Annotated in this window: 5 protein-coding genes and 1 pseudogene; 3 read left to right on the forward strand and 3 right to left on the reverse strand. The window is 57.7% G+C overall.

What is annotated here, in order from left to right; all coding sequences use genetic code 11:
• The first annotated feature begins 92 nt into the window (after nucleotides 1-92).
• The 3 genes from RNA01_RS12360 to RNA01_RS12370 all read left to right on the forward strand — a co-directional run bounded on the left by RNA01_RS12360 (nucleotide 93) and on the right by RNA01_RS12370 (nucleotide 10,266).
• The gene (locus RNA01_RS12360) at nucleotides 93-3,494 is read left to right on the forward strand and encodes an STY4851/ECs_5259 family protein (RefSeq protein WP_235916596.1); all 3,402 of its coding nucleotides are present in this window, start codon (nucleotides 93-95) and stop codon (nucleotides 3,492-3,494) included.
• On the forward strand, nucleotides 3,491-9,607 hold the full coding sequence (locus tag RNA01_RS12365; protein WP_147180525.1) for a DEAD/DEAH box helicase: 6,117 nt from the start codon (nucleotides 3,491-3,493) through the stop codon (nucleotides 9,605-9,607). Before RNA01_RS12360 ends, RNA01_RS12365 begins: the two co-directional genes overlap by 4 nt.
• 83 nt (nucleotides 9,608-9,690) lie before the next feature.
• Complete coding sequence (locus RNA01_RS12370; protein WP_147180526.1) at nucleotides 9,691-10,266, forward strand: hypothetical protein; 576 nt, start codon at nucleotides 9,691-9,693, stop codon at nucleotides 10,264-10,266.
• 1 nt (nucleotide 10,267) lies between these two features.
• Here RNA01_RS12370 and RNA01_RS12375 read toward each other — a convergent pair whose 3' ends face one another.
• From RNA01_RS12375 to RNA01_RS12385, 3 genes and pseudogenes are all read right to left on the reverse strand, one after another.
• Nucleotides 10,268-11,311 (reverse strand): CBASS cGAMP-activated phospholipase, encoded by a 1,044-nt coding sequence (locus RNA01_RS12375; RefSeq protein ID WP_147180527.1) that lies wholly within the window; start codon nucleotides 11,309-11,311, stop codon nucleotides 10,268-10,270.
• A 49-nt stretch (nucleotides 11,312-11,360) separates the two neighbouring features.
• Nucleotides 11,361-11,765: pseudogene (locus RNA01_RS24550) on the reverse strand (type II CBASS E2 protein); the annotation flags it as partial.
• Complete coding sequence (locus tag RNA01_RS12385) at nucleotides 11,765-13,018, reverse strand: nucleotidyltransferase domain-containing protein (protein WP_147180528.1); 1,254 nt, start codon at nucleotides 13,016-13,018, stop codon at nucleotides 11,765-11,767. The gene RNA01_RS12385 and the pseudogene RNA01_RS24550, both read right to left, overlap by 1 nt.
• Between the last annotated feature and the right edge of the window lie 104 nt (nucleotides 13,019-13,122).

The following is a 13,122-nucleotide window of genomic DNA, read 5'->3' on the forward strand; positions in this document are numbered from 1 at the left end:
TGTTGAGATTTGCGGCATTTCAACTTGCGGAATGATTTCAACTAAAGGTAATCATTGTTGTATCAGGTTCCGATGCAACGGAGGGGGAAAAGTTGCGTCTGAAAGAGCTTTCCGATCACGATCTGCGCATCGAGTTCAATCGCAGCCGCGATAACATGGTTCGTCTCGAGGAAATCAGCGGAGTGCTGAAGCCTCGAAAATCAGATGAGGCGATCGAACTCCACATGGAGGTTCTTGGCCTGCTCCGACGTTTGAGGAAATCGACGGGTGTCACCCAGAAAACGCCGACTAGGCATTGGAATGCCGCATTCCTCCTAAAGCGCGGTCTTCACTCTCCAGATGGACGTCCGCTGCATCAGTATCGGATGACAGATCAGGAGTATGTAGAGCTCAGGCAGAGCTTGCGCTTGTCTACCGCGAGGTTGTTGCAGGAGGATGGTCCTGCGGCGAGCATGTTTGTGGCCTTCTGTGCGGAGTGGTTCCGACGCGAGGCAACAACGCTGTTCCTGAAATGGGACGCGGTTGCCGCTGAAGTTCTTCGCGATATCCCGGACCACACCAAACGAAATCTGACGAGTATTGGAGTCGGCTACTGGAAGCGTCGGCTGATCAGATCGGAATCGAGTCGAGAATTCCTTCTCACGCTCGCACTTGAGGGCGGGATTTCGGCGCACCTCCTGGCAGATGGTGGATCGACTTGGCTTGCCGACTACCTGCGAACCATCATGCGGTTTGCCCTTACAGGCGTGGATCGTGAGCACATCCATGGATTTGCTCACGACATGTCGTGGAAGGTGCCCACTTCATATCGGCAGGAAGGATTAGTCGACCTCTGTTGCGAACTTATCGTCGAACTCGTGAAATGGCGTAAAGCACTTGATCAAGCGCCGTCGAACATCGATCCGGTACGATATCTTGATGCGCACAATCCGGACTGGAAAGAAAGCCTTCCGATCTACATGTCTGCCGAGCACGACGAGATCGCGCGGAAGCTGTTGGGCGGCCTGCTCAACGAGAAGGTTGGCGCGATCTCCGGATCAGGCATCGGCGCTGAACGTTACCTCTGCTTCAATGGAGAGAGGTGGCAGCCGGCCCTCCTTTTGAACGCTGAAGGTGAAGTACCAGCTAGCCGTCTGGCGGAAATCCCGCTGAATGGTCGGTGGAAAGCGAGTCCTTCGGGATCCCTTGCGAACTTTCTTCCGAGCCAGATCGCGCTGTTTGAGCCTCCAGTTGAGGGGGCGCACGCGTGGCGGGTTCGTCCGCTGGTATCGCTGGGAAAGCTGATTGTCGGCTTTCCATTAAGTGAAAGTGTGACGGCGAACCTTACTTGTGGATCGGAGGCCATCTCCGTTGTCTGGCCCAAAGGCGCGCCCGTCACCTCACAAATTGCAACATTCATTCCGGACGAGGGATCGGATCCGGCACTGCCTCGGAAGATGAGGCTTGCAAAGACCGGATCCGCAAGTCTGCCCCCTCCTCTCGTCTACGTTCTGGTGCCAACCGACTGGAAGGCGACGGCGGCGGACGGGACGACCCTTGGTCAAACTTGGTCCGTCGACAATTTCCGCACACTTCACGCCGTCTCCGGCACCGTCTATTTCGCGAAACCCGGCGCTTCGACCGGAGAGCGATACCGTGTCGAGGCCGGGAAAGATGAACGGCAGGAAAGCCTGGAAATACTGTCGTCGGCGTCGGCTACGATCCATACGGACGACGAGTTCGAGCTCTGCGAAGGATCGGTCAGTTTCAAGATCGCTTTGCCCGTCGGGTCGCGTCAGCCAAGACGAGGTGAACTCCAGTATCGGCGACTTGGAGAAGTGTGGAGGCCGGTTCTTGATGGGAGAATATCCGAGCATGGGCTTTTCGATGTCTCTTGGCGAGATCCGGTCGCCGACATCCAACTGGAACGACGACGTATAGCCGTCCTACCCAATGGAGCCAGGATCCAAGGTCGGATGACAGGTGCCACCGAGGGTGTGATTACCTGTGAATCCCTGCCCGACTGGAACGTCGAGCTTCCCGACGACATGAACCTGATCGAACAATCCGGCGAGGGATTGAAGTTCTCTTTCGTTGGGAAGCCTCGCTACAAGGTCGCAGTCAGGTTGCGGACATGCGGCGGTCAATACTTCTCGGCCACCGTTCCGCTTAGAGGCCGAGAGGCATCTATCATCCTCAGCGACGGGAAGGTTGCCTCGGCCGGGCAAGAGATCGATATCACCGCACTACGCGGTGCGATCGCGGTGTCCCCGCACACGACGACGCTGACGGTTGCTCCTCGGATCTCGAAATCGAATTCGCTGCAGTTCAAGTTTGCTGACGAATTTCCTTTGTCGGCTCTGAAGAGAGTAATGGAGGAGTTCATTGCACAAATCGGGGATCAGGATGCCGTCTTGGAACTCGATTTCCTCGGTGACTCCCGAAAGCCGATCTGCCTGAAGCAATATCGCTACCCTCGGCCAAGGATGCTCGATGGCGCTGTGGTGTTCTCCTCCGAATTCACCGAACAGCCCGTCGCGCGAATGATCATGAGCCCTGAAAGAGAGCATCTCCTCAGGGCTACGGCAGACGGCGCGTACGAGCTCCCGGACTGGTGTCGGGGGCCTTGCCTTGTATACCTGCGCGATGGTCCAGATGTCGTATCCCGTCCATTGCTCGTGCACTTGCAACTGGAGAAAGCTCCGAGAACACCATTGCAGTCCGCTCTCGCACAGCAGGAATACGCAAGGCTTCGGTCCGAGTTGCAGATGGCCGTCGATCTCCTGATGGAAGGACAGCTCCCCAACGAAGATGTCAGGTTTCTGGTGGGACTCGTAGGCTCACTGAACGGTCTTCCGGCATCGGCATTCGAGGTGCTGAAACAGATCGCTCTCCAGCCTCGTGCCCTGGTCCGCTTGCTTTTGTCTGCGGCGACCGACGGTGAACGCCAAGCGATCTGGAATCTGCAGGAACAACTACCGTTCCTTTGGCTAACCATTCCTTCCAGCGCATGGGAGGAAGCCTTCGTCGCAACGCGTGATGCGCTCGAAGCTGCTCTTTCGATACTTCCCGAAGAGATGCGACAGAACCTGCTTATCGAACAACTCAAATCGATGCGTGCCAGCGTCCTTGCGCTGGAACCGGGATTGGATCGAATGTTCGTGAAATTCGGCTTTCCGGAAACGGCAATGCCTACGCTCGAGGATGTCCTGCAGAATTTCATGCGGGAACAGAGGATGTTCGACGACGACACGGTGATATCGGCCAAGCGGAGAGATCCAGTTCTCGAGCAGGTCCTGTCTGCAGGAATAAGACTGCCTACCATATTCCATAACTTCAGTGTCGAGGACTTCGACGGGGTCGTAGCTCCTGTTGCATTGGCGGCCGCGTCTCGAGGGATGCTGACGATCACCCCTTCCAGCGACATCCTGCTGCGAAAAGCTCTTCGCGAGCACAGCAGATACGTTTCATTTGCATACGCACACGTCGTGCGCCATTTCGAGGTCACAAATTGAAGCCGTTTGCCACTCTCTCCGAGATCCGTCGTCGATCCGCCGAAGCAATCATCTCCCAGTCCGGCATTCGAGACACGCATCTGGTCGATCATCTTCGGCGGGTTTTCAATGCTGAAACTGCCGCCGCCGGCGGATTGCTTCAGCAGCCGATAATCGAGGGTGCACATCCATTCATCCCGGCCGCGGTCAACATGGCTCGCGTCCCTTCGAAAGTTCTGCACCCTCGATTTGTCGAGGTGATAGATGGGCTCGCTGAAGGCAGCGATTATCGGTTTCCGAAGACCAGACGTCCGTTCAGACACCAGTTGGAAGCTTGGGAACACCTCTCGAAGCAAGGCGCCCCGCAGTCGGTCCTTGTTACATCTGGCACAGGCTCCGGAAAGACGGAATGCTTCCTCTTCCCAATCCTAAGTGACCTCGTATCGCAGGCAACCAGCAGCAATGGAAAGATCGAGGGGGTGCAGGCGATAATGCTGTACCCCCTAAACGCCCTGATCGAGAGCCAGCGCGAACGGTTGTCGGCATGGACTCGGCCATTCGGTGGAAGCATTCGATATTGCCTATACAATGGTGACCTGCCGAACTCGCAGCCAGAAAGCCTGAAGCGCGTCACTCCAGAACAGCAGATCGATCGAGAGCAGCTCCGATCAAGCCCGCCGCCGATCCTCGTGACGAACGTGACGATGCTCGAGTACATGCTCGCGAGGGCCGAGGATCAGCCGATCATTGAAAAATCCAAGGGCCAGCTCAAGTGGATTGTCCTGGACGAAGCGCATTCACTGGTCGGTGCCGCAGCGGCGGAGATAGCCCTGCTTCTTCGTCGAGTCCTTCTGGCATTCGACTGCAAGCCCGAGGAGGTACATTTCGTCGCTACGTCCGCGACCATCGGATCGGGAGACGACATCCAGAACCAGTTGAAACGATTCCTCGCGGATGTCGCCGGGATTGCCGACGCGAATGTGCATGTGGTCGAGGGCGAGAGGCAGCTTCCGGTTCGACCCGCCTCTCGGGCAAGGCTACCAAGTTCTGACAGACTTGAGAAAATGGACGGCGGTGAGCTGTTCAATGCTCTCGCATCGGACGACACAGCGTGGGATTTCGTCGCGAACAAGCTGTTTGTTCGCCCTCAAACATTGTCGGAAATGGAAAACGTCGCGAGGCGGCTGGGACTCGATGCTGAACGTTTCATGAGCCTTCTGGCGAATGCGAAGCGGACCAATCCGGAAACTGATGAGCCTGAAAACCTTGCGCCGATGAGGATTCATGGATTCGAGCGTGCCGTTCCGGGCCTATGGAGCTGCGTCAATCCCAACTGCAAAAGCGCACCAGCAGGCTGGGGATTCGGAGAAATCTTCATCGACCCGAGGGATGCGTGCCCGACATGCTCCGCGCCCGTGCTTGAGATCATAAGTTGCCAGGAATGCGGCGAGGTAGTCCTTGAAGCGCACGACGATGCAGCAAACGACAGGATTCAGTCGACGCGTCGCGGCATCGACTCAGATGAATTCGAGTTCGAAGCTCTTCGTGACCAGGACGACCCCGAAACAGATGACGAAACTCAGGGCGAGGAGACGGTCGGCGTAGCCTATCCTGAGGTCCGTAGAACAATCCTTCTGCGGCCTGAAGGGGCAGCGGGATTTCGACCTCTGCACCTCTCGACCGAGGGATGGCAGACTAGACCAGCCAAGGACGCTGACACCGTGACGGTGTCGTATGAAGAGAAGGCTGATTTCTGCCCCTGCTGCGGTAAGACCTCTACCCGAGGTGTTGATAGCCTGCTCAGGCCTGCCCGCTTCGGAGCGCCGTTCATGATTGCCAACGCGGCTCCAATCCTTCTGGAGGGTGTGGATCCTGGTCGGGTGGATATCTCGGTCCCATCACAGGGGCGTCGACTTCTATCCTTCACCGATAGTCGTCAAGGTACTGCGCGGATGTCGGCGAAGATGCAGGCAGAAGCCGAGCGAAACTTCGTCCGTTCATTTGTCTACCATACCGTTCAGCATTCGATATCTACAGCTACCCAGGTTGATACCACGGCGCTCAAGGAGGAGATTGCAGGGCTGGAAGCAGTTCTGGCTGCCACGCCGATCGTCGCGGTACAGAACATTCTCGAATCCAAGCGACGTGAGCTTGCCGATGCTGGTGCCGAGCGTCTGGAGGGGATTGCGTGGAACGAGATGGTCAGCCGCCTCAGTGAAAGAAGCGAGGTTGATCGGTGGCTGAAGGAGGTGTGGGCACCTAGAGATCCGCGTCTATTTAGTGGCAGTGTGGAACTCGCGGAATTCCTGCTTCTCCGGGAACTCGCAAGACGTCCGCGAAAAGCTCTGTCCCTTGAGACCCTTGGAATGGCGCGCTTACGCTTCCCGGTGATCGATGGTCAGCAGGCGCTGCCCACCCCATTCGCACGGCGAGGGAAAACCATCCATGACTGGCGGGCTTTCCTTTACGCGATCACCACGTTCTTTATGCGAGGTAACGCAGCGGTTTCGGTTCATGGCGATTTGATGCATTGGATCACGCCCCGAGCCAAGACCAAGGGAATCCTGAGCCCCGGTGCAAAAACGCTTGGGGATCGCCGTAAGTTGGCATGGCCGGGTGTACCACGAAATCTGGCCATGCTCTCAACGCCGCAAGCGTTGCTGGTGAGCGGGCTTGGGCTTGATATCACGCTTGCCGATCACCGGGCTGACATCGAAGAATGCTTCGACAGGGCTTGGCACAACCTCCTGCCCTTGTTCAGCGATGACCCGGATAAACGTGCGCTGGACCTGCGGAAATCCTTCATCGCTCCTGTTACTGATGGATTCCTATGCCACACGACGCGCAGGGTTCTCGATTTCGCTCCGTTTGGCACCAGTCCTTTCGCACAGGGCACACAACGGTCAAAACCCAGTCCCGCCGAACCCGTCCAACTGCCGCGGCATCCGAAACCCCTTCTGGGCGAGGCAGATCCCGCGGCGGCCCGGGCAGAAATTGGTCATTGGCTTGAAGAAGCCGAAGCTGTCACGCGCCTTCGAGCATCCGGAGCCTGGAACAATATCTCGGACCGTGTCGCGCTCTTCGCGGAATATGCACGATCCGCCGAACACTCAGCTCAACAGGACAGCGCCCTTCTGCGCACGTACGAGCAGAAGTTCAAAGATGGTGAGGTCAACATCCTGAACTGCTCGACGACCATGGAGATGGGCGTCGATATCGGTTCCGTCTCCACAGTCATGATGACGAACGTGCCACCTTCCGTAGCAAGCTATAAGCAACGGGTCGGTCGTGCCGGTCGACGTGGTCAGGCTTTCTCTCTGGCCTTTACCTTCTGCCGTGATCGTCCCTTGGACAGGGAAGCCTTCGTTTCCCCGATCAGCTACCTCAATCGATCACTCGCCGCACCTCGGGTGGCCCTGAGCAGCCGCCCGATCGTTCAGCGGCATGTAAATGCTTTCCTGCTTCGGCGGTTCATGGTGGGTCGCGGCGGGGACCCGATCCGGATGACCATCGGTGCATTTCTAGGTGTGCCGGCCGCTGTGGGCGAGCGGCGCTTACTGCTGGAGCAGCGTCCGATCGCGCATTTCAAGGAATGGCTGCAGGCACCTACGACGGCAGCGGTCGTCGAGACCGAACTGGAACGTCTGGTCAGACATTCGGTGCTTGAAGGCGAGAAGGTGATGATCGACGCCTGCCTTCAGGCGGTCACGGATCTTGAGGAGTTGTTCCAGAGTGAATGGGACGGTCTCCAGGCTCTTGCCAAGGATGAAGGCGTTAAGGGTGCTGGTCGCAGCAGAATGGGCATGGAGCTTCAGAGGCTCTGCGACGAATTCCTGCTCAGTGCACTTGCTGATCGTGGTTTCCTTCCTGGTCACGGCTTCCCGACCGGGGTGGTGACGTTTCTTCCCCATCGCTCAAAATCGGATCAGCCGACGGATGGTCGGCGTGCAACTAGATTGTCCGGTCCTCAAAGGTCACTTGATCTGGCGATTAGGGATTATGCGCCAGGATCGGAGATCGTTCTCGATGGACTGGTGCACAAATCCGCCGGTGTCCTGCTGAACTGGAAGCGACCAGCCACAGAGGAGAACATTCGAGATGTTCAGAGCCTGAAATTCCACTGGAATTGCAGACGATGCGGAACGAGCGATTCCAGTCGGACAAGACTGACTGCATGTTCAGCATGTGCAGGGCCAGTGACTAGCACACAATACCTGCGTCCGGCCGGTTTCTCAGTTGATGTTCGAGACAAGGTCCACGCGGAAACCGACATGATCTCCTACGTGGCTCCCGAAGAGCCGAGTGTGTCGGTGAGAGGTGCTCCCTGGGTCTCTCTTCCTATCCCGGAGCTGGGTCGTTTCCGGAGCACAAGAGAGGGAGCTGTATACTACAGCAATAGAGGTTCATCCAAGAACGGCTATGCTCTTTGCCTCCATTGCGGGAGGGCCGCACCCGATCACCCGATGCTAGACACCGGCGATGTCGACCAAACCACGCCATCCCCCCTCGCAGCACACGCGCCCCTGCGATGGAAGAAGGACGAGAGCGCTCTCGTGTGCGAGGGCAACAGCAATGCCTGGTCAGTCCGCAGGAACTTGGAACTGGGCTATGAGATCACGACCGATGTGTTCGAGATCCAGCCTTCAGCTCCTTTGAGCAAGGCGGCTGCCACCGCACTGGCGATAGCGATCCGTGAGGGTACCGCTCGCGTCCTTGGCATCGAGGCCGACGAGATGGGCTTCGCAACTAAAACTTCCGAAGGCTTCCTTGGTGGGCGGGCGGCATCTTTGTTGGTGTTCGACAAGGCAGCAGGTGGCGCAGGTTTCGCGGCCTCAATTCCCGGACATCTTTCGAGGGTCCTTTTTGAAGCCACCGAGGTCCTAGACTGCGCCAATGCTGGTTGCACAAGCGGATGCGCAGCTTGTGTTCTGGTCCGCGACGCCCCTTTCGAACCAGGTTCGCTCGATAGGATCAGCGCGCTCCGCTTCGTACGGAATCATCTCTCATTCGACTTGGAATTGAGCCAGGAGGATAGGATTTCGAAAGACTCGACGATCTCGACCTCCGTTCTCGACGAGGTCGAACGTGCGCTGAGGGAGGGCCAGAAGCCTAGCTTGCAGGTCTATCTGCCTGCAGAAACTGATGCCGGCGAGTTGGCGGCATGGCCACTCATCTCGGTACTGGATAGATGGCGCCTCCATGGCCACGCCATTGGATTTGTGGTGTCCGAAGAGTTCATGAAGGCCAGCGACACCGCCGGTCGGCTTGCCCTCTACGATCTGGGCAAGAGGTTTGCCACGAGTGCCACGCCGTTCCCTCTCTTTGTGGGGCCGATTCCTGCCGCTGGCAACGGCAGCAAGATAGGAGTTGCAGTGAGCAGCAATGGTATCAGCATGGTCTGGGCTTCCAGGGACGACAGACCATGGCTTCCGGGGGATATGTGGGGTGCGCCAGTGGAACGACCGATCGTCAGGGGGGCGTTCGAACTTTCTCGTGACATCACACCACTGGATGAAACGGCACTCCTTCCGTCACCGGGTTCGAAGTACGAGACCATCACGAACGAACTCGACCGTCCCGCATCCTTGTTCGGTACCGCGATGGCGAACAGGATTCGCAGCCTGGTTGCCCAGCTCGGCGTCCCGAAAGGGCAGAAAGTAACATCCATCAGGTATAGTGATCAGTATGTGCGGTCGCCACTGGTGGCGAAGCTGTTCATCGATACCGTGGCTGATTTGGTGAAAGGATCAGCTCCGACGATCGAGCTGCTTACCTCGCCTCCCACTCCTCGTAACAACATGCAGTATCGGGTTTTCGATGACTGGCGGGACGGCCCGGAAGCGGAGCAGTCAATTCGCGCCTACGCTCAGGAGAAAGGACTGACCATGGCTGTTCAGTTCGCCCAGATCCCACATGGAAGGTACATGGATGTCATATTCGAGGGCGGCCTCACGGTGACTCTGGTCTTTGACCAAGGTTTTGGCGCGTGGCGAACGACAGCAAGTGGCGGAAACATCCGTCATGATTTTGGGGCTCCCCTTGTTCGTCAGGCGAATGCGCTTGCTCGTCTTTCGATCCCTCTTGCTCGCAATGGGCACGGGCCGACGTACATCGTGGCGTCAAGGATAAAGTGAGAGCGTGTCCCGGCTCGTGGTCGAGAGGCGCTGACGTAGCTTATGATAGGGGAATGAACTCTGGTCGGTGAAAAGGGTGGACAATGAGCCGGGATTTCGACGGTGAATTTGCGACGGTTAATCTGATACTCGAATCCGAATGTCAAACCCGCGCCGTGGACGGGTTCTGCCTCGCTTGGATAAAGCTCGAGCGGCAACTACGAAAACTCACGGCTTATCTGCTTTACCAGGCATCAGAGATTACCGTACGCGATGCAGGGAAACTCCGAGAGGCGTTCTATGGGCACGGAAGTCTCGACTACACCAGCTTCATCGGAGCCATACATCATTTAAGTGGCGTTTCCGTCGGCAACATGATCGGAGAGCGCTACCGTCCTCTGAGGAAGGAAATCCAAGGCTGCTACCGGATCAGACAGAAGATTTTTCACGGCCAGCAAACGGGTCAGAGCCTCGACAGAGAGGCTCTGCTAACCCGCATTGCCGCAATTCGGGAATGGTGCCGACTGTTATCGTCCGGAGCCGCGGATCATCTTGGATATGATGGCTTCTCCGGGAACACGTCACTTTTCAAGATCGATCGCCCTGATATTGTCACCGCTGTCGACAAAGCGCTCCTGCGTCGTGGCTGGCTGGAGTACGCCAAGACGTTCCAACGCTGACTTAGACGGGGCAGCGCACGTACGGATCTGCCGGCGTCTCGAGGAACATCTGCTTGACGAGAATACCATTCGCTTCCGCCTGGCTCCTCGCCATACTCGGCAGTTCCTTCTTTGCTCGCCGGACATCATCGAGGCCCATGTGTTCATCGCGTTCGTCGAGATCGACGCGGAGAATGTTGGGCTTCCCTGCAAGCAGATAAGCCTGGCCGAGGGCGTTCTTGTTCTGAGCGCGAGCGGAAAGCCTAAACAGAAGCGGCACCGTCGAAGACAAACCCCACGCGAGCTTGCCTCCTTCGAAGTGACGTTTGGCAAGGGTGACGGTCTCTTCTCCGGTGCCAATGGACAGGATTCGGATGTTCTCGCGCGGGACATCGTAGCAGGCTAGCGCGTCAACCAAAGCATTCATGATCGGGTTATTCGCCCATATGCCGCCGTCCAACATGAGATGACCGTGACTGTAGACGGCTGACATATACGAGGGAGCGGCCGAGGTGTGCAAGGCGATGTCGACCAAAGCCTTGTGGCGATCCTTCTTATAGTCTGGATGATGCGGCGTCTTGTAAATGAATGGTTCGCCGTGAGTTCCTTCAAAACAGGGCACAACTGCGCGGCAGGTAGAGGAATCCAGAACCTCGTGACCGAAGACACGGAGCAGCTCGTCCCGAAGGTTGGAGCTTTGATGCTTCGGACGGAAGAACGACCTTACGCGATGCCAGAGGCCTGTCCCGAACTTCGGATCCGGGAAGATGAACTCGCCTCGCTCGCTGTAGATCTTCGAGATTTCCGCAGCCGACTTTCCGGTTGCGAGGCCAAGGGCAATGATGCCGCCAGTCGACGTGCCGGCGACCATATCGAAGTAATTGGCAATGGATTCGCCGCCAAGATACTTTCGCTCGATCTCGGCGAGATAGGCGGCTCCGAAGAGGCCGCGAATTCCACCGCCGTCTAGCGAAAGGATTCGGAACGGACGGTCCTTCGGCCACTGCTGCTTGATCCGAGTGTGTTCGGTGGTTCCATCGGAGCGCCGCGGAGGAATATAGTTCATCGGTGGTTCCCACATTATGTCGGGTTCCGGTCAGCGGAGGATGTCGACCGCCCCCTTCCCACACGCCAGTCATCAGCCAGAATTCGTAACAGGCGAGCCAATCGATCGCCCAAGGAACCGTCGTTTCCGAAATCAGATCCCATCCGCTCCATTCATGCTTTGCCGGATCGAAAAGACACATGAACGGATCCCTGTCGCGATTGTAGACGTGCGGCAGCGATCCCTCGGGATTATCCGGGAGTCGTGTCAACGACGGGCTTATCACGCAGACGCGCGGCCCTGAGATCACGAAGTCCGTGCAGTAGCTGATTGCGATGTCGTACGTCCGCATGAGAGGCTTCAAGGGGCCTCTCCATCCGACGACATCGTTACCGACGGTCTGGCTTCCGAATGACGGCCAGGTCGCGCGCATCGCCGCGACCTGCTCCCTGATGGTGTGAGGAAGCAGCGCCATCAGAGGGGATCTCCGAAGAAGGTATGGCGGCTCCCGGAGACGGCAGCGGCCGCTGCCTTCGGGGCGGCGACCGCGGGTACCGCCACGGCCGCTGGAACCATGATTCCGCCCGCTCTGGTGTACCCCTGCGTCCCGCGCTGTACGGTTCCTCCGAGTTCCTGGCCAGCCTTGCGAATGGCTTCAGTCACGACGAAGTCGCCGAAGAGTTCCTTGAGGGCAGCCGGCAGATGTGTCGGATCGAGCTTGCCATCCTTGAGCAGGCGAACTGCGTTGACAAGCCGGACGAGATCGTCAGCAAACTCATCCTGCTGGGCGACAGACCCCGGCCAGCGGTCCGTGAACTCGTCCTCGTCCCAGGTGGGGTTGAAGACGGTGAGCGTGTGCCCCAACAACGAGGCGCGCCTTATGTCGGTAATCAGCAAGACGCAGAGGGAGATCAGTGCATCGCTCAGGGTGAGGCCGGGCCTAGAAGACCGTGCAGCGTAATGCGCGAGCAAGATCGACGGCGCCATCCGTCCCGATCGATGCTTACGGTCGTGATTGATGTTGCGGTAGCGCTTGACAAGCTGGAGCGCCAACGTCGCCATGTTCTTCACGACGAACGGCGTCTGGTTCGGAACATCATCCACTTCCGCGTCGGCGCGGATACGATCATAATCGTTCCACCTGCGCTGGAATGCCTCGGACACGGCGGTCTCGATCGGTGTCTGAGCCTTGTAGTGCTCCGCGAACCCGTATGCGTTCGTCGGAACCTCGCAGTCTCCTGCACCAGGGTTCGGACCCTTTGCGTGCATGATGTGACTGCGCCGTTCCTGCGTGCCGTGCTGTCGAAACGCCGTACTGACATCAAGGTGCATCTTGTCGCTGTAGACGAGAGTGACGCACCGGGTCTGCCGAATCACCTTCTGAACAGGATAATCCGAGAGGGCATCCTCGAGAGCCTTCAGAACTCCGAGAGGGCCCATGCGACGATACTTGGCATCGAGCTGAGCAATAATGTCGATGTCATACTCATCGTCAGTGCCGCGGGTTGAAATCGTGGCATCGATAGCCATCGAACCCTGCGGATAGAAGTGCTCGATGCCGTCGGCAAAGAAGGTGGTCGCTTCAAGATGGCGGCGTACGGCTTCGTAACGACTGACCGCCTTGGCGTGAAGGGACGGAGGAAGTTGGATCTTGAAGGCTATCTGCGCGAGAATCGCGTCAGCCCAATCGTGGAACGGGTCAATCCCTGTGAATGCTCGAATATTCATGGTGCAGGTCCTCTGGAGGTTTCTTGGTTGAGTCGATGATAACGATGCGCATGGTGGCTCCCCTTTGAGTTCGCTATAATTTGTCTAAAACTATCGCTACTCCG

Origin of the sequence: Paenirhizobium naphthalenivorans (assembly GCF_007992095.1) — a bacterium.
Classification (GTDB): domain Bacteria; phylum Pseudomonadota; class Alphaproteobacteria; order Rhizobiales; family Rhizobiaceae; genus Allorhizobium; species Allorhizobium naphthalenivorans.

Excerpts from the sequence above, each read along its gene's own strand:
- RNA01_RS12370 (WP_147180526.1), top strand. The coding sequence starts at position 9,691 with ATGAGCCGGGATTTCGACGGTGAATTTGCGACGGTTAATCTGATACTC.
- RNA01_RS12375 (WP_147180527.1), bottom strand. The coding sequence starts at position 11,311 with ATGAACTATATTCCTCCGCGGCGCTCCGATGGAACCACCGAACACACT.
- RNA01_RS12385 (WP_147180528.1), bottom strand. The coding sequence starts at position 13,018 with ATGAATATTCGAGCATTCACAGGGATTGACCCGTTCCACGATTGGGCT.